Annotated in this window: 17 protein-coding genes; 14 read left to right on the top strand and 3 right to left on the bottom strand. The window is 59.1% G+C overall.

Features of this window, described 5'->3' with window-relative positions:
* Window positions 1–160: 160 nt before the first annotated feature.
* On the top strand, window positions 161–934 hold the full coding sequence (locus NE562_RS02175; protein WP_280960752.1) for a DeoR/GlpR family DNA-binding transcription regulator: 774 nt from the start codon (window positions 161–163) through the stop codon (window positions 932–934).
* 164 nt (window positions 935–1098) lie between these two features.
* Here NE562_RS02175 and NE562_RS02170 read toward each other — a convergent pair whose 3' ends face one another.
* The 3 genes from NE562_RS02170 to NE562_RS02160 are packed head-to-tail and all read right to left on the bottom strand — an operon-like array spanning window position 1099 to window position 4047.
* The gene (locus tag NE562_RS02170) at window positions 1099–2061 is read right to left on the bottom strand and encodes a transketolase family protein (protein WP_280960751.1); all 963 of its coding nucleotides are present in this window, start codon (window positions 2059–2061) and stop codon (window positions 1099–1101) included.
* Between the two features lie 3 nt (window positions 2062–2064).
* Window positions 2065–2907 (bottom strand): transketolase, encoded by an 843-nt coding sequence (locus NE562_RS02165; RefSeq protein WP_280960750.1) that lies wholly within the window; start codon window positions 2905–2907, stop codon window positions 2065–2067.
* 24 nt (window positions 2908–2931) lie between these two features.
* Window positions 2932–4047 (bottom strand): iron-containing alcohol dehydrogenase, encoded by a 1116-nt coding sequence (locus NE562_RS02160; protein ID WP_280960749.1) that lies wholly within the window; start codon window positions 4045–4047, stop codon window positions 2932–2934.
* Window positions 4048–4523: 476 nt separating this feature from the next.
* Here NE562_RS02160 and NE562_RS02155 point away from each other — a divergent pair, with 476 nt between their 5' ends.
* The 13 genes from NE562_RS02155 (at window position 4524) to NE562_RS02095 (ending at window position 21460) form a co-directional block, all read left to right on the top strand.
* On the top strand, window positions 4524–5543 hold the full coding sequence (locus tag NE562_RS02155; protein ID WP_280960748.1) for a LacI family DNA-binding transcriptional regulator: 1020 nt from the start codon (window positions 4524–4526) through the stop codon (window positions 5541–5543).
* 203 nt (window positions 5544–5746) lie between these two features.
* Complete coding sequence (locus tag NE562_RS02150) at window positions 5747–6781, top strand: zinc-dependent alcohol dehydrogenase (protein ID WP_280960747.1); 1035 nt, start codon at window positions 5747–5749, stop codon at window positions 6779–6781.
* A 27-nt stretch (window positions 6782–6808) separates the two neighbouring features.
* Window positions 6809–8122 carry an acetyl-CoA hydrolase/transferase family protein gene (locus tag NE562_RS02145; protein WP_280960746.1) on the top strand — a complete coding sequence of 438 codons (1314 nt, stop codon included), beginning with the start codon at window positions 6809–6811 and terminating at the stop codon, window positions 8120–8122.
* A complete protein-coding gene (locus NE562_RS02140) occupies window positions 8119–8919 on the top strand; it encodes an enoyl-CoA hydratase/isomerase family protein (RefSeq protein ID WP_280960745.1) in 801 nt (266 codons plus the stop codon). Before NE562_RS02145 ends, NE562_RS02140 begins: the two co-directional genes overlap by 4 nt.
* 81 nt (window positions 8920–9000) lie before the next feature.
* The gene (dctP, locus tag NE562_RS02135; RefSeq protein WP_280960744.1) at window positions 9001–10017 is read left to right on the top strand and encodes a TRAP transporter substrate-binding protein DctP; all 1017 of its coding nucleotides are present in this window, start codon (window positions 9001–9003) and stop codon (window positions 10015–10017) included.
* A 36-nt stretch (window positions 10018–10053) separates the two neighbouring features.
* On the top strand, window positions 10054–10551 hold the full coding sequence (locus tag NE562_RS02130) for a TRAP transporter small permease (protein WP_280960743.1): 498 nt from the start codon (window positions 10054–10056) through the stop codon (window positions 10549–10551).
* A 16-nt stretch (window positions 10552–10567) separates the two neighbouring features.
* On the top strand, window positions 10568–11863 hold the full coding sequence (locus NE562_RS02125; protein WP_280960742.1) for a TRAP transporter large permease: 1296 nt from the start codon (window positions 10568–10570) through the stop codon (window positions 11861–11863).
* 99 nt (window positions 11864–11962) lie between these two features.
* Window positions 11963–12640: a ribulose-phosphate 3-epimerase gene (locus NE562_RS02120; RefSeq protein ID WP_280960741.1), complete on the top strand. Its 678-nt coding sequence runs from the start codon at window positions 11963–11965 to the stop codon at window positions 12638–12640.
* Complete coding sequence (locus NE562_RS02115; RefSeq protein ID WP_280960740.1) at window positions 12637–13659, top strand: zinc-dependent alcohol dehydrogenase; 1023 nt, start codon at window positions 12637–12639, stop codon at window positions 13657–13659. Before NE562_RS02120 ends, NE562_RS02115 begins: the two co-directional genes overlap by 4 nt.
* Before the next feature lie 16 nt (window positions 13660–13675).
* Window positions 13676–14506: an SDR family NAD(P)-dependent oxidoreductase gene (locus NE562_RS02110; protein WP_280960739.1), complete on the top strand. Its 831-nt coding sequence runs from the start codon at window positions 13676–13678 to the stop codon at window positions 14504–14506.
* 141 nt (window positions 14507–14647) lie between these two features.
* Window positions 14648–15421 carry a 23S rRNA (guanosine(2251)-2'-O)-methyltransferase RlmB gene (gene rlmB / locus NE562_RS02105; protein WP_280960738.1) on the top strand — a complete coding sequence of 258 codons (774 nt, stop codon included), beginning with the start codon at window positions 14648–14650 and terminating at the stop codon, window positions 15419–15421.
* A gap of 19 nt (window positions 15422–15440) precedes the next feature.
* Complete coding sequence (locus NE562_RS02100; protein ID WP_280960737.1) at window positions 15441–17729, top strand: hypothetical protein; 2289 nt, start codon at window positions 15441–15443, stop codon at window positions 17727–17729.
* Between the two features lie 161 nt (window positions 17730–17890).
* Window positions 17891–21460, top strand: coding sequence for a hybrid sensor histidine kinase/response regulator (locus NE562_RS02095; RefSeq protein ID WP_280960736.1), 3570 nt, complete (start codon window positions 17891–17893; stop codon window positions 21458–21460).
* Window positions 21461–21482 lie beyond the last annotated feature (22 nt).

The following is a 21482-nucleotide window of genomic DNA, read 5'->3' as shown; positions in this document are numbered from 1 at the left end:
CGCCTTTTGCTGTTGTGAAAAACCGGGCTGCCTTGGCGTGAATTTACAAAAACAGCTTGTGTTTGGGTCGCTTTTTCAGTAAGATAGAGGTAAGAGAGAAAAAACGCCATATCTTGCCAAGCAGGGCGGGCGTTTATCAGAGCGAAAAGGCGGGATTCGTATGGTATTACCGGCAGAGCGAAGACAAAGAATTGTGGGTTTGGTACGGGAGCGGCACAGCGTCACCTGTGTGGAGCTGTGCGAGCATTTCGACGTGTCCCCCGGAACGATCCGAAAGGACCTTGAAACACTCGAGGAGCGGGGCGTGCTGAAGCGGACGTACGGCGGCGCCGTTCTGCCCGAACGGGCGGAGGACAAATCCGTATGCATCAGCGAGCGCGAGGTGACCAACCAAGTGGTCAAGGACCGGATCGGCGCGCTGGCCGCCGGGCTGGTAGCCGATGGGGAAACGATTTTTATCGATGCTTCGTCCACCTCGCTTTTTGTGGCAAAACACCTCAAGGCTCGAAAAGACATTACCGTGATCACCAATGCCGAACGCGTGGTGCTCGAGCTGTGCGATGAGGAGGGCGTGCGCGTGATCTGCACGGGCGGCGCGCTGCGCAAGAAGAACCTTTCCTATGTGGGAGAAACGGCGGAAAAGCTGATCCGCACCGGCTTCTATGCGGATAAGGTGTTTTTCTCCTGCTGCGGCATTTCACAAAAATTTGGTATTTTCGACGCGGTGGAGGCCGAGGCGAATATTAAAAAGGCAATGTTTGCCTCCTCCAAGCAAACGGTGCTGCTTTGCGACAGCTCCAAATTTGAAAAGCTGGGTTTTCCCAAGCTTGCCGATTTTGAAGCGGTGCAGACGATCATTACCGACCGGCCGCCGGACGCGGCGTGGCGGCAAATGTTTGAAAAACTGCATATCGATGTTCTGATTGCTGAATAAAAAAATCGGGCCGCCGCGTATGTGTTACGCGGCGGCTTGGTATGTCTGCCAGCAAAGCGCAAAAGCCGGCGACCGTAAAAAGGGACCGGCTGTCCGTTTTGCTTCTGCGCGGAGAAAACGGGCAGCCGGCCGATAGAAGAGAGGAGAAAAAGAGAGAAGCTGTTTTATTTGCGGCGCAGCACTTCTTTGGCCGCGTCCACGATATGGCGAACGTTCATGCCAAAGGTATCTTTCAGGTAATCGATCGAGCCAACCTCGCCGAAAACGTCCGGCACACCGATGCGCTTGAGCGGGACCGGGCAGGTCTCGCCCAGCACTTCGGCAACGGCGGAACCCAGTCCGTTGATGATACTATGATTTTCAACCGTGACGAGCGCGCCGGTCGCGCGGGCAGCCGCGGTGATCGCCTCGGCGTCGATCGGCTTGAGGGTGAAAATATTGAGCACCTTGGCGGATATGCCTTCGTTCGCGAGCAGCCCGGCGGCGCGGAGCGTGTCCGAAGTGGAATAGCCGGAACAGACCAGCGTCACATCGCTTCCGTCGCGCAGCTCGGCGGCCTTGCCAATGGTAAAGGTGGAGCCTTCCTCAAAAATGCGGTCGGTCACCTTGCGGGTGATGCGAATGTAGTATACGCCGTGCAGATCCTTGGTCTGCCGCATCAGGTCGGCCAGCATGACCGAATCGGTCGGTTCCAGCAGCGTGACCTGCGGGATGGTGCGCAAAAGGCCCATATCCTCGATCGGCATGTGCGTGCCGCCGTTATAGGAGGCGGTCACGCCGGCATCAGAGCCGACCATGCGGATATTGAGGCCCGCGTAGGCGGCGGAAATGTAAACCTGATCGATGACGCGCCGCGCCGCGAAGGGACCGAAGGTGTGCGTAAAGGGTTTTAGGCCGACGGCGGAGGCGCCCGCGGCGGCGGAGATCATATTGGATTCCTGAATGCCGCAGTCGACGCAGCGGTCGGGATATTTCTTGGAGAATGCCGTCATGCCGATTGAATTGATTACGTCGCAGTCGAAATAGACCACATCGGGATCGGCCGCGGCCAATTCCTCCATGGTAGCGGCAAAGGCTACGCGCATTTCCTCGTTTTCGGGGCGGATATCGCTGACTACTTTGTACATGGTTCAGTCCTCACTTTCCAGCTTTGCGATTTTTTGATCCAGCCAGTCGGCAGCGTTTTGATAATCCTCCTCCGAAAAGCGGATAAAGTGGTTGTAATACTGATCGGCAAAGCAGCAATCCTTGCCCTTTACCGTGTGCAGCACAATCATGGAAGGCTGGCCGGGCGTTTGCTTGGCCTGCTCGATGGCGGCAAGAATGGCGGCGATATCGTGGCCGTCCACCTCCTGCGCGTGCCAGCCAAAGTCCTCAAACTTTTGGCGCAGGTCGCCCACGTCGCAGATTTCCCGGGTAAAGCCGTCCAGCTGCTTTTGGTTTTGATCGACAAAGGCGATCAGGTTGCCGAGCTTTTTGGTCGCCGCGAAAAGGGCGGCTTCCCAAACCTGTCCCTCGTCGCATTCGCCGTCGCCCAAAATGGTATATACGATGTTGGGCATGCCGCGGTACTGCATGGCCCAAGCCGCGCCCACCGCGCACGAAACGCCCTGTCCGAGCGAGCCGGTGGTCATATCGATGCCGGGGGTACGGTTGCGGTCGCAGTGGGAGGGGAGGCGGGTGCCTTCCTTATTCAGGGTCTCCAGCTCGTCCTCGGGGAAATACCCCATGAGCGCGAGCGTGCCGTAAACGGCGGGGCCGCAATGCCCCTTGGATACGACCAGCCAATCGCGTTCCGGCCACTGGGGATTTTTCGGATCGACCCGCATGGCCGCGCCGTATAGCGCGGCCATCAGATCGGCCATGGACATGGAGCCGCCGACGTGGCCGCCATGGAACGAGTTCATCGAGCGCAGCGCCGCCTTTCGGATCCGTGCGGCGAAAATGTTGAGCTCCTTTAAATTGTTATTCATGTTTCATCCCTTCGCTTTCTTCCATCAATAAACCGCCTGATAGATATCAATCATATCCGCGATCGTCAGCGGCACATAGTTGTTGTTCAAAAGGCGCGTCTGCCCTGCGAGCACGCCCTCGGCAAAGCCGGAAAGCGCATCCTGCGGGATACCGTACTCGCGCAGCGGCCGGCGGGCCTGCACCTGATCGAACAGCGTGAAGGCGGCTTCAAGCGCCTCTTCGGCGGGCACGCCCAGCCATTCGCCCCAGAGCGCCTCCAGCGCGTTCAGCTTGCCTACCGGCTGCTTCTCCTTATATTTGCGGAAGGTGGCGGCAAAAACGAGCTGATTGGCCTCGCCGTGAGGGATGTGGTAGCCGCCGCCAAGGGGATAGCTGAGCGCGTGCACGGCGGCGCAACCCGCGGAGCAGAACGCAAGGCCCGCGAAATTGGATGCGCTGATAAAATCCGAGGCGCGGTCGGCCCATTTGTCCGTTCCGTTTTGCAGAATGTACCGATACCCGCTGATGATCAGCCGCATCGCTTCCTTGGAAAACAATTCGGAAACCGGCGAGGCATTGGGGGAAAGGAAGGATTCGGCCGCGTGGATTAGCGCGTCGATCGAGGAGGTGGCGAAAAAACGATAGGGCAGGCCCTCGATCAGCGCGGGGATCAGCACGGACTTCGCCGGGAACATCAAGGGGCTGTTCAGACCGCGCTTGGTGTGCAGGCTGGTCAATTCGACGGCGCAGGCGTTCGTTACCTCGCTGCCGGTGCCGCAGGTGGTGGGCAGGGCGTAGACCTCGTAAATGCGCGTGGGCGCTTGCTGGCCAAGAAACAGATCCTCCGTCTTTTCGCTTGGCACATGAAGCGAGAGCATTTTGGCGATATCGATGACCGAGCCGCCGCCGATCGCGATCAAGCGGCGAATGCCGGCGGGCAAATCCTTGCGAATGGCGTCTACCATATCGGTCGTCGGCTCGCCCTTTCCGTAGGCCTCGATAAAGAGCGCGCCGCACGGCGGGGCGAGGGGACTTACAAATTCGTGATAGAGAAATTCGTTCGTAAGGATAAAATCGTTTCCATCGATCCGTTCGCTTTCCATAAAGTCTTGCAGCGAATCCTGATAGACGATATCAGCGTACATTTTAAATTCTTTCATTTGTTAGACAGCCTCCTTAGCGTTTGAAGCACGAGTGATCCTATCGATATTATGATTGAAGCCTTGCGCGGGAGCGGTACCGCGACGTTACAAAAAGAAAGGCGCGGACGGTTCGGCACAGCCGGACCGATCTCCTGCGCATTCCTGTTTCTATGGCAACTATAAACCGGAGCGGAGCGGAAGTCAAGCGCTTTTGCGAAATTTCAATAAGTTTGAAAAGATTGCACGAAACCGTTCCCGGGAGATAATGCAACCTGCACAAAGTCCTATTGTAAATCCACATAAAACGATGGGAAATACTCTGCGGGAACGGTTTTATGAGATTTATACAAAGATCATCTGCACAGAATGGCGGTTGTTCACAAAATTGCCGCGAAGGGGTTAAAAATACGCCTTTCGGGTATTGACAAAGCGGACGGTTGAACGTATAGTGTGAAACAGACAGACGGAACAACGGACGGAGGAGGGGAGAAACGATGGCCAATATCACCATATCTGAAATTGCGCGGGAAGCCGGCGTTTCCAAATCCACCGTTTCGCGTGTGCTCAACAGCAAGCCGGATGTACTGCCGGAAACCAAGCAGCGGGTGATGGAGATCGTGGAAAAGTACGGCTTCCAACCCAGCGTGTACGCGATCAGCATGTCGCAAAAGCGCTGCAACTGCATCGGCGTGGTCATCCCGCACGATATCGACTATATTTTCAAAAACCAGTATTATTCCGAAATTCAGCGAACCATGCTGAAAGCGGCTCAAAAACGCGGCTATTATGTGCTGCTGCTGTGCTGCAAGGATATGAAGGAAGCCATTAACGCGGTCAAGCAGCGCCGGGTGGACGGTCTGATCATGGTCAGCCCGCTGCCCGAGCATAAAAGCGCGATGACGACTTTTCTGGAAAGCAATATTCCGTTTGTGACGGTGGGCAAGTGTCAGTTCTTATCAAACGCCTATCAGGTCTGTACCGACAACTATAAAGGTGCGATGCTCGCGATGGAGCATTTATTGGGGCTGGGCCACCGGCGGATTGCTTATATCAACGGCCCGCACTTCCTGCCCTCCAGCGGGGAACGCTGCCGCGCCTATCTGGACGCGATGCGCGCCGAAAACCTTCCGGTTACGGAAGGAATGATCCGCGAGGGCGGCAACTCGATCGAATCGGGCTATGCCGCCACAAAAGAGATCTTATCCGCCCATCCGGACATCACCGCGCTTTTCGTCGCTTCCGACTATATGGCGATTGGCGTGGAAAGCGCGGTGCGCGACAGCGGCATGCGCGTGCCGGATGATATCTCCATCGTCAGCTTCGATAATATCCCGATCGCCGCACAGATCAGCCCGGCGCTGACAACGGTGGATCAGCATATCGAAGAAAAAGGGCAGCTATGCGTCGATCTGCTGCTCGACCTGTTGGAGGAGCCGAACACGCAGCGCGCGCATTCGATTGATATCGCGCCGACGCTGTGCGTCAGGGAGAGTACAAGCAAAGTCCGCTCATGAGCGAACATTCGTGGGCGGACGGTTCTTTATTCGATCGCGGGAACGGTGCCGGTCACGGTACCGGCTATATATGGTAATCCCCCTATGATTACACTTTACAGGGGATATTTCTGAAACCTCTGCGGGAGCGGTACCGAGAACGGTTTCTTACAGCATTTCTTTGAATATGGTGCAGCGGCACCGGAAACGAGGCAAATAGAGCAATGAAGAAATTGGTTTTAACAGATATCAACAAGCTGGAACTGGTGGAAGCGCCTATTCCGGAACCGGAGGAAGAGGAAGCGGTTGTCCGCGTCCGGTACGCGGGGATATGCGGTTCGGATATGCACATCATGTCCGGCCAGCATCCGACGGCGCGCCCGCCCTTTGTCATGGGGCACGAGGTATGCGGCGAGATCGTATCGATCGACAGCGTGCGAAGACGCGATCTGAAACCGGGCGATAAGGTCGCGATCCACGCGGTCAAGGGCTGCGGATCGTGCGAGATGTGCCGGTCGGGGCGTGAGAACCTGTGCAAGCGGATTGAGATCATGGGCGCGGGCTGCGACGGTTTTTACAGCGAATATGTGAAATGCCGCGCCGACCGGATCGTTCCCTTCCGGGCGGAGGTCGATATGAAGCTCGCGGCGCTGGTCGAGCCGCTGACGATCGCGGTGCACGATGTGCGGCGGTCGGGCTTGCAGGCGGGCGAGGATGTGTTTATCGCCGGGGCGGGCACCATCGGCGTGCTGATCGGTATGGTGGCGCGGCTGAACGGCGCTGCACACGTGGTGCTGGCCGAGATCAACGCCGATCGCATCCGCATCGCGCGCGAGCTGGGTTTTGACGTGGCGGATATTGCGGCCGCGGATTTTGAAGCGCAGTGCACCGCCGTTACGGGCGGCAGGAAATTTGACCGCGTTTTTGAAGTGACCGGCTTTCAAAGCGGCTTCGATACCTGCCTGAAAATGCTGCGGCAGGGCGCGACGATGGTGCAGGTCGGCATGCCGGGCAGCGGTTCGTTTGAAAGCGGCTTTGATGTGAACGCGATCATTTTTAATGAAGCGAATTATTTGGGCGTGCGCAATTCGACCGCGCGCTCAATGGAAGCCGCGGCCAAGATCATCGACGACGGTCTGCTCGATAAGCATTTACGCCGGGTGGTTTCCGCTGTTTACCCAAAGGAAAAGGCCGTGGAAGCGTTTGAGGCGGCGCGGCGGGATAAATCCATGCTGAAAGTACTCATTGATTTTTCGTAACAACGCATAAAAGGGGCTGAACACAACATGCAGGATTGGAAAGAGATCTACCGCGCCAAGCTGACCACGGCTGCGGAGGCGGTGAAGCATATACCGGACGGCGCGCGCGTGTTTTTCGGGCACGCCGCGAACGAGCCGCCGGTCTTGGTGGACGCGATGGTGCAAAACTATGAGCAGTATAAAAATGTGGAGATCGTTCATTGGGTGCCGATGGGCAAGGGCGAGTATACGCTGCCCAAAATGGCAGGGCACATCCGGCATAACGCGCTGTTCGTCGGTCCGTCCACAAGGGCCGCCGTGCAGGAAGGGCGGGCGGATTACACCCCGTTTTTCTTCTATCAGTCGCCCCGGTTTTTCACGGACGGCACCATGCCGGTCGATGTGGCGCTGGTATCCCTGACCCCGCCCGACAAGCACGGCTTTTGCTCGTTCGGCGTTTCGGTGGGCGGCACTAAGCCGGCGGCGCTGGCGGCAAAGATCGTGATCGCGCAGATCAACGACCAAATGCCGCGCACCATGGGCGATTCTTTTATTCACGTTTCGCGTCTTACCTATGCGGTGGAAGCGTCCAGCCCGCTGCCCGAGCTGGGCGGCGGCAGCATCGGCGCGGTGGAGGAGGCGATCGGCCGCAACTGCGCGGCGCTGATCGAGGACGGCTCGACCTTGCAGCTCGGCATCGGCTCTATCCCGGACGCGGTGCTGAAATTTCTTGGCGATAAAAAGGATCTGGGCATCCATTCCGAAATGTTTTCCGACGGCGTGGTCGATCTATACCGGAAGGGCGTGATCACCGGCGCGGCGAAAACGCTGAACAAGGGCAAAATGGTGGCCGCCTTTTTGATGGGCAGCAAAAAGCTTTATGAATTTGTCGACCAGAACCCCGATGTGTTGATGCTGCCGGTCGATTATGTCAACGATCCGGTCGTAATCGCGCAGCAAAACAAAATGGTGGCGATCAACTCCTGCTTACAGGTCGATTTTAACGGGCAGGTCAATTCCGAATCCATGGGGGCAAAGCAGTTTTCCGGCATCGGCGGGCAGCTCGATTATGTGCGGGGCGCGTCCATGTGTCCGAATGGCAAGGCGATTCTTGCCATGCCGTCCACGGCAAAGCATGGTACCGTTTCTCGTATCGTGCCGGTATTTGCCCCGGGCACCACGGTGACGACCACCCGCACAGACGTACATTATATCGTAACGGAGTACGGCGCGGTCGATCTGCGCGGCAAAAGTCTGCGCGAACGCGCGCGGCTGCTCATCTCTATCGCGCACCCGGATTTCCGGGATGAGCTCCGGCAGGCTTACCGCGAACGCTATGGAAACGAGGAGGCAGGGACATGAAAACAGTGGAACACGTGGGCGCGCACAAGCTGGAACAGGTGTTTTTGACCGTGGAGGACCACATTGCGGTCATGACGCTGCACAACCCGCCCGTTAACGCGGCGAGCGGCACGGTGCAGGAGGAGATTCTGCTGCTGTGCGATTACATTGATCGGGAGGATGATATTTGGGTATGCATCCTGCATTCGGATATCAAAACCTTTTGCGTGGGCGTTGACATCAAACGATTTAAGAAGAGCATCGACGACCGGGACGTGACCAACGTACAGGAAAAGTATTACGATGGGGCGCTGGCGCTGTACGAGCTGCGCGTGCCGCTCATCTGCGCGGTGCACGGGCACTGTCTGGGCGGCGGCCTGTGCTACCCGGCGGGGGCCGATATCACCATCGCGGTGAAGGACACCGTGTTCGGCGCGCCGGAGGCCAAGCTATCCGTTGTCGGCGGCTCGGGCCATCTGGGGCGCATCCTGCCGCCGATGATCCAGCGCGATATGTGCTACTGCGGCACCTTTCTGACGGCGGAGGAGCTGCAACGGTACGGCGGCGTGACGCAGGTCGTCGATACGCTGGAAGAGCTGATGCCCGCGGCCATGGCCAAGGCGCGGGAGCTGGTGAAACGCGGCCCGCTGGTGCTTCGGTACCTGAAAGCGTGCCTGAACGCACAGGAGGATTTTCAGATGAAGCGAAAAAACGATCTGGAGGTCACCTACACCCGGTATATGGCGCGGCATCAGGACTTCGCGGAGGGCGTAACGGCCTTTCTGGAAAAGCGCGAACCGAACTACCGGGGCGAATAAATGTTTATGGTTGCCGTTTGGCATCATGAATAAAGAAAAAAAAGACAAACTAAGAACGTGTAATGAAAAGGGGTTTTCACAATGAAAAAGCGATTGTTAGCAGCATTGACAGCGGCGAGCCTGTGCGTATCACTGGCGGCCTGCGGAAACGGCGACGCGAAAACAGCCGGCGGGCAAAGCGGCGAGGCGGGCGGAAACAAGGTCACACTGAAGTTCAACTTCGTCAAGGCCAGCACCGATCCCGAGTACCAGTGGTACGACGAGTACTTTTCCGATATCCGCGAGGCCTCCGGCGAGGAAGTGAACTACGAGCTGTATCCCTCCGAAGCGCTCGGCGCCACCGCCGACGTGCTGGAAATGGCGGCCATGGGCCAACCGGTCGTGGTGGACTGCGACCTTTCCTATCTGGCAAATTACGTGCCTGATCTGGCGGCCGGGATGGCGCCCTACCTGATCCAGACCCCCGAACAGATCAAAACGCTTTGGAAAAGCGAGGTTGGCGAGGATTGGAGCCGAGCGCTGGCGGATAAGGGCCTGCACCTGATCGATCTGCATTACTTTGGCGCGCGCAACCTGATCTGCAATAAAGAGGTGCATTCGCGCGAGGACATCGGCAAGCTGAAGATCCGCTGCGCGGCCACGCCGATGTGGAACGAAGTCGTGCGCGTGCTCGGCGGCAACGCGACCAACACCGCGTGGAGCGAAACCTATCAGGCGCTGTCGCAGGGCGTGGCGGACGGCGCGGAGTCTCCGATGGGCCTTCTCTATTCCGCGCGCCTGTACGAGCCCTGCAAGTATCTGGTACGCACCGAGCATTTGATCGCCTCCACCGCGATCGTCATGAGCGAAGAGGTGTACCAGTCGCTTTCGGACGAGGCGAAAAAGGCGATCGACGACTGCGCTTCCGATTTTGCCGATAAGGCGGTCGAGCGGGTGCAGAGCGTGGAAAAGGAATACGAGCAAAAGCTGGTGGACGAGGGCGTGCAGATCATTGAGATCGACAAGGCCGCGTTTATCGAAGCCGCGCAGGACACGCCGAAGCAGTTCCCGGAATGGTCGGATGGTCTGTATGAGCGCATCCAGCAGGCGATCGCGTAAGCGATCGCACTGCCGGACCGGATGGAGGAACCACATATGAAAAAATTCGGAGATATCCTATACCGTCTGGAAACGATCGTGGCGGGAACCGGCTTTGTCGTCATGGTCGGCGTCATAACGGTCAACGTACTGGCGCGTTTTCTGTTTTCTAAATCGTTTGCTTGGGCGGAGGAGATCGCCTATCTCAGCTTTAACTGGGCGGTGTTTTTCGGCATCTGCATCGTATACCGCAATCAAGGGCTAATCTCCATTGACGCGCTGGTCAGCCGCCTGCCGGAAGGGGTCCAGCGCGCAGTACAGGCTTTTACCTTCGCGCTGGTCGGCGTGGCCAATATCGGCCTGATCGTTTGGGGGATCGAGCTTTCGATCCAAGGGCTGGTGCGTTCGACCCCGATCCTGCGCATCCCGTATTTCTGGGTCGATCTGAGCGTGCCGGCGGCGGCCCTGATCTTGGGCGGCTATTCATTCTATAACATGATAAAGTGCCTAAAGGGCGAAAAGATCGAAGAAGCCGCCCTTGAGGAACGTACCTGAGAAAGGGGGAAACGCTGTGTCATTCTGGTCTGTAGTGCCGATCATCATTTTATTCGTTCTGTTCTTTCTCAAGGTGCCGGTCGCTTATTCTATGATCATTGCGGCTGCCAGCTATTTTCTGCTCGCCCCGGGGACGATGGACCCGTGCAGCATGATACAAAAAATGATCTCGTCCAATTCATCGTTTACTTATTTGGCGATCCCGTTCTTTACCTGCGCGGGCGTGGTGTTCGGCTATTCAGGCATTACAAAGCGTCTGATGGGGCTGGCGGAAATGATCGTCGGTCAAATGCGCGGCGGCATGGCGCAGGTCAATGTGCTGCTTTCCGCGCTGATGGGCGGCCTGTCCGGCTCCGCGAACGCGGACGCCGCGCTGCAAAGCAAAATGCTGGTGCCGCAGATGGAGAAGCTCGGCTATAACCGCGCGTTTTCCTGCGCGGTCACCGCGGCGTCCTCGTGCATCACGCCGATCATCCCGCCCGGCATTATCCTGATCCTATACGCAACAGCCTCTAACGTTTCGGTCGCCAAAATGTTCTATGCGGGCTATATCCCCGGCATCGTCATTACGGTTACCATGATGGTGCTCACTTGGTGGATCTCCAAAAAGAGAAACTACAAGCCCTCGCGCGAAAAGGCGGCTTCCGGCGGCGAGTTCGGCCGTGCTTTTATCGACGCGCTCCCAGCGCTGTTCGTGCCGTTCGGCCTCGTTCTCGGCCTGCGCTTCGGCATTTTCACGCCGACCGAGGCGGGCGCGATTTGCGTACTGTATGCTATTATCATCGGCATGTTCGTTTATAAGGAGCTTAAGCCGTCCGACATTCCGAAGATCATCAAGGAATCGGTTGTGAACACGGCCGGCGTTATGTTCATTCTGGCGGGCGCGCAGGCGTTTTCGATCTACTTGACTTGGGAGCGTTTGCCGAATATGATCTCCGAAGCGATCATCAGCGGCATTTCCAACCCGTATGTGTTCCTCATCGTCGTCAATATCTTGCTGCTCATCGTCGGTATGTTCTTCGACGGCGGCGCGGCGATGATCTTACTCGCGCCGCTTTTGGTGCCTGCAGCGCAGGCGTTGGGCATCGATCTGATCCATTTCGGTATCGTGCTGGCGGTCAACCTGACCATCGCCGGCATGACGCCGCCGTTTGGCGCGATGATGTTCGTTTCCACCTCGATCACCGGCACGCGAATAGAGGACTATACAAGGGAAGCGCTGCCCTATATCGCGCAGCTGATCATCTGCCTGCTGCTGATCACGTATATCCCGCAAATCGTCACCTTTTTGCCCAATCTGCTGGCGGGATAAGGAAGGTAAACCAACAGCGTACACATTTCTTTTGCCCGCCGGCAGCACGCCGGTGGGCAAAATGATTCATCCGAGCAAAACAGAAAAGGGAGGCGAAGCATGCAATCTCTTGTTCTTTCAGTATCCGCCTTTTACCTGCCGGTGGACCGCATCGTGGAAGAGGTGGAAGCGCTGGACCGCGCGGGGGTCGATCTGTTTCATGTTGACCTGATGGACGGCGGCTTTGTCGGCAACCTTGGAATGAGCATGCAGGATCTGGACGCGATACGCCGCCATACGAAGCGGCCGATCGATGTGCATATGATGGTGAACGATCCGGCGCGCTACATCGGTCTGGCGGCGGAGCACGGGGCCGACATCCTGTATGTTCACGCGGAGGCGGACCGCCACCCTGCGGCGACCCTTGCGACGATCCGCGCGTTGGGCTGCAAGAGCGGTCTGGCGGTGAATCCGGGGACCTCCTTAGCACAGGTGGAGGAGCTGCTGCCGCTTTGCGACTATGTGCTGCTGATGACGGTGAATCCCGGCTTTGCCGGACAAAGCTATCTGGACTTTGTCGAGCCGAAGATCAAGCGGTTTGCCGCCGGGCAGGCGCGGTGGGGCTATACCGTGATGATAGACGGCGGCGTTACGCCCGCGGTAATCGCCCGGCTCGCAAAGCAGGGGGTACGCGGATTCATCTGCGGCAACCGCGTGCTTTTGGGGCAGCAAGCGCCCTATGATCGGATCGTGCCGCGCATCCGCGCGGCAGCGGAAGGAAAGGCGGTATCAGTATGAAAGCAATCGTGGTCGAAAGGCCGGGCGTTTATGGATTGCGTGAGGTGGAGCCGCCGCGTATCATTCGGCCGGACGACGTGCTGGTCCGGGTACACGCTGTGGGCATTTGCGGTTCGGATCTGCATTTGCTCTGCGGCGGCAATTCCGCGGCGCAGTACCCGCGCATTCCGGGGCACGAGATCGTGGGCGAGGTGCAAGCGGTGGGCGATGGCGTGACCGGGCTTGCGCCCGGCGACCGGGTAATCGCGGAACCGCTGCGATACTGCGGCGATTGCCACGCCTGCCGCCGGGGCAGGCGCAACGTATGTCGGAATCTACAGATCGTCAGCGTGCATGTGGACGGCGGCTTTGCCGAGTATTTTGTCAGTCCGGCGCGCAACCTGTTCCACTTGCCAGACGATATTGGTTGGGCGCTTGCCACCGCGATCGAGCCCTGTACGATCGGCGAACAGGCGCATGCGAGGGCGGGCACTCTGCCCGGCGACACGGTGTTGATCCACGGCGCGGGGCCGATCGGCCTGATGGTGCTGGATACCGCAAAGCGGCTGGGCGCCCGCGCGATCGTATCCGACCCAAGTGAAAGCCGTCGCTGCCGGGCGGCGGCCTTTGGCGCGGATGCGACGATCGATCCGCGAACAGATGATTTGCGGGCGTTTGTCATGGAACAGACCGGCGGCGTGGGTGCGAACGAGATCTTTGACGCGACGGACGACGTTTCCTTGCTGCCGCTCTCGATCGAGCTGGCGGCGACCGCGGGAGCGATCGTGCCGCTGTCGTTCAGCAGCGACCCGGTCCCGGTCAATTTCGCGCCGCTCAATCAAAAGGAGTTAACCATCGCGGGCACCCGGCATCAGTACAAAATGTTTCCTAAGGTGCTGGCGGCGCTGCCCGCGCGCATGGATATGCTGCGGCGCTTTGTGACGCATACGTTCCCGCTGGAGCAGTACGAGCAAGCGTTCGCGCTTGCCTTGCAGCGGGAAGCGGACGCTTGCAAGATCGTGTTGACGGTGGGAGGATAAGAAGGAGCTTACAGCTATGAATGTTGCGGAAAATCTGCGAAAACACTATTCTTTAGAAGGCAAGGTGGTTTTGATCACCGGCGCGGGCGGCGGCATATGCAGCGAGATGGCGCGGGCCGTTGCGGGCGCGGGCGCGGAGGTAGCGCTGTGCGACTTGAACTTGGATGCGGTGCGGGCGGTGCTACCGACCATGCAGGGCGCGGGACATACGGCGCATCGGGTCGATCTGCGGCGGGTGAGCGAGATCGAGGCCTGCGTGGACGAGGTGCTTGCGGCGCACGGCCGCATCGACGGTCTGGTCAACGGGGCGGGCGTCAGCAAGCGGCTGGGCCTGCTCGATGTGGACGAGGCGCTGTACGACGCGATCATGGACGTCAATCTGAAGGCGGCCTTTTTCATGGGGCAGCAGGTGGTGCGCAAGGCGATGCGGGGGCGGGGCGGCAAGATCGTCAATATCGCCTCCTACAATTCCACGCGCATCTGCGGCGGCAGCTCGGTTTACGGCTGCGCCAAAAGCGGTATCTTGGGACTGACGCGGTCGATGGCGGTCGAATGGGGCGGGTTTGGCATTCAGGCCAACGCCATCGCGCCCGGCTTTATCGAAACGCCGCTGTGCCGCGAATTGAAAGAGGATCAGGCGCGCCTATCCTGTATTGAGGACATGACCTGCTGCCGCCGCATGGCGCAGCCGGAGGAATTGATGGGCATGACAATCCTGCTGCTATCCGACGCGTCGAGCTATATGACGGGGCAGGTGTATAACGTGGACGGCGGCGCGCTGGCAGGCGGCACGCCATGGTACTTTCCCACGGCCTATGGCGCGAAGCAGCACGCCGAGACAGAGTAAAACGGGCGCAAAGGTTCGGGGCGTTTTGGAAAAACGCGCCGAACTTTTGTGCTTTTTTCACGAATTCGGTCGAGCGGCGTTGAATAGTAGGCATCGAATATGGTATAATCCATTTATCTGAAATTAAATGGGAGGACAAAAATGTCCAGTGGATATCGGAGTGAGCGCCCGCCGCGTCAGGATGACGGAACGCTGATCGAAGGGCGCAACGCCGTTTTGGAGCTGCTGCGCGCCGGCCGGACAATCGATAAGATCTTTCTGGCAGAGGGCGGCCGCGGCGGCGATATTGCTTCCGCCGCAAAAAAACAGGGGGTGCCGGTGGTCACGTGCGACAGACGCAAATTAGACCACATGAGCCCGACCGGCAGCCATCAAGGCGTGATCGCACAGGTGGCCGCGCAGGATTACGTGGCGCTGGAGGATATTTTGCTCGTCGCGGAGCAGCGCGGAGAGCCGCCTCTTCTCGTCGTATGCGACGGTATCGAGGATCCGCACAATTTGGGCGCCATCATTCGCTCCGCCGAGGCGGCGGGTGCGCACGGAATCGTGATCCCCAAGCGCCGCGCGGTTGGGCTGACCGCCGCGGTGGCCCGCGCGGCCGCCGGCGCGCTGGCCCACATGGGCGTGCACAAGGCGAATAACCTCGCCGCCGTGCTGGACGAGCTGAAAGAGCGCGGCATCTGGCTGTTCGGCGCTGAGGCCGACGGCGACGCGCCGCTTTTTGAAGCTGATTTTGACCGACCCTGCGCGCTGGTGATTGGGTCCGAAGGCGAAGGCCTCAGCCGCCTGACGCGCGAAAAATGCGATTATATCGTCAGCATCCCGATGCGGGGGCGCGTCAACTCGCTTAACGCGTCGAACGCCGCCGCTGTGATGCTGTTCGAGGCTGTGCGCCGCCGTACGCACGCGAAATAGAGAAAGGGATCACAGAGATATGGATAGAAAAGACGAAACCATGAACCTTGACGATCTCAAGGCGTATTTAAACGACGTGCCTGACAGCGGGGAGTTCGACCTTGATTCTATCATCGCCGAGGTGGAAGGGCTGGCCCCGGCGCAGCCAAAGCGCCAGCCGCCCGCGGCGCCAGCGCCCAAGGCGCAGGCCGCCCCCAGAGCTCCGGCCGCCCCGCAGCAAACGCCTGAACCTAGAACGCAGGCCGCCCCGCAGGCGCAAGCGCGCCCGGAATCGCCGCGCCGGCAAGCGGCGCCTAAAGCCGCGCCGCAGCCCGCGCCCCGCGCGCAGGCCGCTCCCAAAACGCGGCCCGCGCCAAAGAAGGTCGTGGGCGAGGACGACTTGCCCGATCTGAGCGCTTTTGAACAGCAGGAGGTGGACGAGCGCAAGGCGCGCCGCGCCGCCCGTGAAGCGAAAGAAAATACAAAACGTGAAAGGGCCGAACAAAAGCGCGCCGTCCGTGTCGCCCGCGCGGCCGAACCGCCGGAAGAGGAGATCGAACAGGCGCAGCCCTCGCCGCGCGCCCAAAAGCGCGCGCGCGGGCAGAAGCTGTCCCGCAAGGAGGAGCGCGCCGCGCGCCTTGCCGCCGAGCAGGCCGAGGAAGAGGAAGACATCGTTCTGCGCGATCCCACGCAGGCCCAGCGCTCGGCCCTACGCCGCGCGCGCGGGCTGAATGTGCGGTCGCTTCTGGTGCTGCTGCTCGCCGCCGCCGCCGCTTACTTAAGCCTTGCGCCCACGTTTGAAATGCTGCCGGTGCCCATCGCGCTCGATGCGGGCGAAAACCAGTCGATCGCGATCGGCGCGCTGATGCTGCTGCAATTTATCGCGATCTTTCTGGGCGTCGACGTATTCGGCATGGGTTTTTTCAACCTGTTCCACGGCATTCCGGACCGCTCCACGTTGGTCTCGTTCTCGGTAATCGCCTCGCTGCTGCACGGCGCGTCCATCATTGTGTTCGACAACCAGTCCGGTGTGGAGATCCCGTATCTCGCCGTCAGCATTTTGCTGCTTTACGCGGCCATGCGTGAGGAGCGCGGCCGCTGCGCGGCGCGGGCGAGAGCATATAAGGCGATCGCTTCGGCGGAGCGGCCGATGGCGGTCTACAGCCATTATGACCGGACGGACGATGTATGCCGCGCGGTCAAGGGCAGGCTTGGTCAAATGGAGGATTTTCTCCGCGAAATGGAGCGCCCGGACACGATCGACCGCTTTTCCATGATCTACGCGCCGATCGCTTTGGCCGCGTCCATTATCTTCGCGCTGGTGGCTTCGCTCGGCCGGGGCGATCCGATCCGTTTTTTCTGGGCGTTTTCCGCGCTCCTATCCGTTTCCGCGCCGATCGGCCTGCTGTGCGCGTTCGGCGCGGGGTATAAAAACGTATCCCGCCGCTTGCTCGGCACGGGCGCGGCGCTCGCGGGCGCGCGTCAGGCCGGTCTGCTGCGCGGCACGGAGGAAGTCATCCTGACGGAGAACGATCTGTTTCCCGCGGGTTCGATCGCGCTGGAAGCGCTGCAAAACATGGGCGGCATGGCGGATGATAAGGTGTTGGCCTTTGCCGCCGCGCTGACCGACGGGGCAGGGCTGGAGCTTGGCCGTGTGCTGAACGACACGCTGCGCGAGCGGTACGGCGCGGTCGCGAGCGCCAAAAGCGTACAGCTGGTAGACGGCGGCGTTGCCGGTGAAGTAGGCGGGCACCGCGCCGTTTTGGGCACGGCGGCGCTCATGGTCAAGATGGGCGTGCGCATGCGTGCCGGGCAGAGCGCGGACACCTGCAACGCTTATCTGGTCGTGGACGGCGCGCTCGCGGGCGTGCTGACGCTGCGCTACCAACCGACCAAGGGCACCTACCACGCCATGCGCACCATGCGCCGCATGCATATGAGTGCCGCGCTGGCTGTAACGGATTTTAATATTTCGCCCGCCATGGTCGAAAGTCAGTTCGATCTGAAACGCGGCTTTGCCGACCAACCCGATCCGGCCACCGTCGATCGTATCATGGACGCGGCCTATACCGCCGACGATGCGCCGGCCGCCATCCTGACGCGCGAGGGCGCCGGGCCGTTCATCACGGTGCTGCGCGCGGCGGATAAGCTAGCGGGCGCGGTGCGTTCGTGCATCACGCTGGGCGCGTTTGCCGGTGTTTGCGGTATGCTGATCGTGTTCTACCTTTTGTTCCAGAACGCCGTCTCCGCGCTGCCCGTGCTGCACCTGCTGCTTTATTTACTGATTTGGTACATCCCCGTGTTCATCATCACACAGCAAACCCACTAACCGGGGCAGGGATAGAAAAAAGAGGAAGAAAACCATGCGTTTTTCTTCCTCTTTTTTCTTATGGATCTTGTAGATTTCGAACATGCGAACGCTTTTGAACTTGTAATTGATGATCGTCTGAGATAAAATGAAGATATACAACAGAAAGGGGGCGGAAGCTGATGATGCAGGGCATCGTTTTATCCCCGGATCAAATGGCGGCCGTTTTAGATAATGCTCCGGTTGCTGTGTACGTGAGCGCGCTGGACGATTACGAGCTGCTCTATGCCAACCGGCTGTCCCGCGATCTTCTCATGCGGTCCGGCGTTGTGGGAAAGACAACGTGCTACGGCGCCGCCGGTTTCGACCGTCCCTGCCCGTTTTGCCGGGTCGGTGAAATGCGGGAGGATGAGCTGTGTGTGCGCGAGTTCCGCCTGCCCTCCAACAGCCGCGTTTATCAGCTGAGCGGCAAGGTCATTCTCTGGGGGCGCCGCCGCGCCCATATCGAATACATTCTGGATATCACCGATCAAAAGCGTGAGGAAGCGCGGGTGCGCGCGGTCACGGAGGAGCTGGAGACCACCTTCAGCAGCGTGCCCTGCGGTCTGTGCGGCTACCGGTACGATGGACGCACGATCGCGCCGGTGTTCCATAACTCTGCTTTTTACGAGATCATGGGCTATTCGGATGAGCACATCGCGAATATGGAGCAGGAAACCACCTTTCTGGGCGTGCATCCGGACGATCTGCCCGCGCTGACGCAGAAAATCGCGGAAACCATACGCACGGGACGCGTCATGCGCCATATCTACCGCGTGTTCAACGATAAAAAAGGAGAATACCGCTGGATCCAGCTCGACGGTTCGGTCAAGGCGCAGGAGGATGGATCCAAGCTGCTGTACGCGGTGTATACCGATGTCAGCGAGCAGGTGCGGCTGGAAAAGGAACTGGCCGAATCCAGCGAAAAAATGCAGGATATTATTAACGCCATACCGGGCGGCGTGGCGATCTATAAGATATCGGATCGCTTTGAAACCATTTACTTTTCCGACGGCGTGCCCGAGATAACGGGCTACAGCGTGGAAGAATACCGGGAGCTATGCCGCGGCGACGCGGTCAAGATGATCCATCCGGCGGATACGGAAATGGTCGTTCGACGGGTGAACGAGGCGCTGCAAAACCACACCGTGGCGGATTTTGAATTCCGCAAGCTGCACCGGGATGGGCACACCGTTTGGGTGCATGTGCTGGCCAAGCAGACCGGCGAGCAGGACGGCTGTCCGCTGCTGCACTGCGTGTTTCATAATATCACCGACCTGAAAGAAACGCAGAAGGAAATGGTGCGGCTAGAGCAATACTTCCAAACCATTGTGAGCAATCTGCCCGGCGGCGTTGCCGTCGTGCGGCTGAGCGCGGAACAACAATGCTATACGGAATACCTATCCGAAGGTTTTGGCGCGCTGCTTGGTATGACGGCCGAGCAAGCGCAGGATCGCTATGGAAACGATGTGCTGGGCTTTATCCATCCGGACGACGCACCGCGCGTGAGCTGCCTTGTGCGGGAATTTGTGGCGGGGAAGGACGATTTTCTGGAACTGCGCGGGCGGCTGATACGGGTAGACGGGAGCGCGATATGGATCAAATGCCGCCTGTCCATCGCGCGGGAGGAAACCGGCGCCAAGCGGATCTATGCCACCTGCAACGATGTGACAAAGGAGATAGAGGATCAGGAGCGCATCCGCCAGCAGTATAAAGAACTGCTGTTGCAGCACTATCGTTCTCCCGACCCAAACACGCTGATCGTGGGCCACTGCAATGTGACCGAAAGCAGGATAGAAGAGATCATCGACTTTACCGGTTCCGATCTGCTGAAAAATCTGGGCAACGAGCGCAACGCCTTTTTTACCGGCATTTCGGAGCTGATTCCCGACCCGGCGGAGCGGCAGGCGTTTTTAAGCCTCTATTTGAACGAGCCGGCGTTGGCGGCTTTTCGGCGCGGCGAGTCCGAACAGCGGCTGAAATGCTTCATGCGGATGCCGCGGGAAAAGCGCGGCCGGTATGTGCAAATCACGGTGCATCTGGTGGCTGAGCCGGATACCGGCAATGTAACGGGTATCCTGACCGTTATGGATATGACCGATCAGGTGATCTCCGACCGTATCCTGCGCGGTCTTTCGCTGACAGGCTACGATCTGGTCGCCGATGTGGACGTGCAGGAGGACAGCTTTACCGCTTTGGTTTTTACCCAAAGCGCGGATGCATGGCCCAAACGCCATTGCTACTCCGATGCGGTGCGCCACTTTGGCAAAGCTTACGTGACGCCGGAGGATAGGGAAACGTTTTTCAATATGCTCGAGCGGGACCGCATCATGGACCGGCTCGCGCGCGAGGGACCCTATTCGTTTACTTATGCTACCCTATCGTCCGCGACGGGTAAGCGCATCAAGCGCATCACGATCTCCGCGGCGGATCTGGCGCTCGGCCGCGTCTGCCTTGCGCGGGCCGATGTGACTGATATGCTCCGCGCGGAACGGCAGGCCAAGGACGAACTGGAGCGGGCGCTCATGCTTGCCAAGGAGGCAAGCCGCGCCAAAAGCGACTTCCTTTCCGCAATGAGCCATGATATCCGCACGCCGATGAACGCGATCATGGGAATGACCACGCTGGCCACCGCCCATTTTGACGATTCCGAACGCGTGTGGGACTGTCTGTCCAAAATTGCGATCTCATCCAAGCATTTGCTCAGTCTGATCAATGATGTACTGGATATGAGCAAGATCGAAAGCGGCAAAGTAACGCTGGGCAGCACACAGATCCTGCTGCCTGAGCTTGTCGAGCAGTTGTTCGCCATTTTACAGCCGCAGGCGGAAACGGGCGGCCTTACGCTGGAACGGCAAATGGGCCGGCTGGATCATCCGTGCTTCTATGGAGATGCGCTGCGCCTAAACCAGATTCTGATTAATATCCTTGGAAACGCGGTCAAGTTCACGCCGCGGGGCGGTACAGTGCGGTTTGCGGTGGACGAACTGCCGGAAAATAAGGGCGTGGGCTGGGCAAGGTATCGTTTTACCATTCAGGATAATGGCCGCGGCATGTCGGAAGAATTTCTCGCGCACCTGTTCGAGCCTTTTACCCGCAGCCGTGAATCGGTTTCGGGGCGCATGGAGGGCACCGGTCTTGGCCTGAGCATCACCAAGGGACTGATCGATCTGATGGACGGCCAGATCAGCGTTTCAAGCCGTGTAGACGAGGGCTCTACCTTCCTTGTCACGCTGGATTTCCGCTTTTGTGAGATAGCGGACTGCGCCGACACGATGACCGGACAGCTTTATCTGGCCGGGGCTGAGTCAGAAGACGCGGCTTTTGCCGGGCGCCACTTTCTGGTGGCGGAGGACAATGCGATCAATGCCGAAATACTGGGCGCGCTGCTCGAATTGTACGGCGCGCGTTCAACCGTGGCCGAGGATGGCCGCCGGGCCGTACAGGCGTTTTTAAGCGCCGCTCCCGGCACGTATGACGCGATTTTGATGGATGTGCAGATGCCGGAACTGAACGGTTATGAAGCGACGCGGGCGATCCGCGCAGCTGACCGGCCGGACGCGGCTTCCATCCCCATCGTTGCCATGACGGCTAACGCTTTCTCCGAGGATGTGCAGGCGGCGCTGGCCGCCGGGATGAACGCGCATGTGGCCAAGCCCATCGATATGAAGCTTTTGCGCGACGCGCTGGAAAAGCTGCTTTCAGACAAATGACAAAGAGCCGTTTCCTTACTGG

The sequence above is a fragment of the Butyricicoccus faecihominis genome, assembly GCF_024462775.1.
In the GTDB taxonomy this organism is placed as follows: domain Bacteria; phylum Bacillota; class Clostridia; order Oscillospirales; family Butyricicoccaceae; genus Agathobaculum; species Agathobaculum faecihominis_A.
The sequence above is the reverse complement of the archived record's forward strand: the minus strand, read 5'-3'. Positions and strand labels throughout refer to the sequence as shown.

Excerpts from the sequence above, each read along its gene's own strand:
- NE562_RS02100 (WP_280960737.1), top strand. The coding sequence starts at position 15,441 with ATGGATAGAAAAGACGAAACCATGAACCTTGACGATCTCAAGGCGTAT.
- NE562_RS02095 (WP_280960736.1), top strand. The coding sequence starts at position 17,891 with ATGATGCAGGGCATCGTTTTATCCCCGGATCAAATGGCGGCCGTTTTA.
- rlmB (WP_280960738.1), top strand. The coding sequence starts at position 14,648 with ATGTCCAGTGGATATCGGAGTGAGCGCCCGCCGCGTCAGGATGACGGA.
- NE562_RS02175 (WP_280960752.1), top strand. The coding sequence starts at position 161 with ATGGTATTACCGGCAGAGCGAAGACAAAGAATTGTGGGTTTGGTACGG.
- NE562_RS02110 (WP_280960739.1), top strand. The coding sequence starts at position 13,676 with ATGAATGTTGCGGAAAATCTGCGAAAACACTATTCTTTAGAAGGCAAG.
- NE562_RS02140 (WP_280960745.1), top strand. The coding sequence starts at position 8,119 with ATGAAAACAGTGGAACACGTGGGCGCGCACAAGCTGGAACAGGTGTTT.
- NE562_RS02120 (WP_280960741.1), top strand. The coding sequence starts at position 11,963 with ATGCAATCTCTTGTTCTTTCAGTATCCGCCTTTTACCTGCCGGTGGAC.
- NE562_RS02145 (WP_280960746.1), top strand. The coding sequence starts at position 6,809 with ATGCAGGATTGGAAAGAGATCTACCGCGCCAAGCTGACCACGGCTGCG.
- NE562_RS02170 (WP_280960751.1), bottom strand. The coding sequence starts at position 2,061 with ATGTACAAAGTAGTCAGCGATATCCGCCCCGAAAACGAGGAAATGCGC.
- NE562_RS02150 (WP_280960747.1), top strand. The coding sequence starts at position 5,747 with ATGAAGAAATTGGTTTTAACAGATATCAACAAGCTGGAACTGGTGGAA.
- dctP (WP_280960744.1), top strand. The coding sequence starts at position 9,001 with ATGAAAAAGCGATTGTTAGCAGCATTGACAGCGGCGAGCCTGTGCGTA.
- NE562_RS02165 (WP_280960750.1), bottom strand. The coding sequence starts at position 2,907 with ATGAATAACAATTTAAAGGAGCTCAACATTTTCGCCGCACGGATCCGA.
- NE562_RS02160 (WP_280960749.1), bottom strand. The coding sequence starts at position 4,047 with ATGAAAGAATTTAAAATGTACGCTGATATCGTCTATCAGGATTCGCTG.
- NE562_RS02130 (WP_280960743.1), top strand. The coding sequence starts at position 10,054 with ATGAAAAAATTCGGAGATATCCTATACCGTCTGGAAACGATCGTGGCG.
- NE562_RS02115 (WP_280960740.1), top strand. The coding sequence starts at position 12,637 with ATGAAAGCAATCGTGGTCGAAAGGCCGGGCGTTTATGGATTGCGTGAG.
- NE562_RS02155 (WP_280960748.1), top strand. The coding sequence starts at position 4,524 with ATGGCCAATATCACCATATCTGAAATTGCGCGGGAAGCCGGCGTTTCC.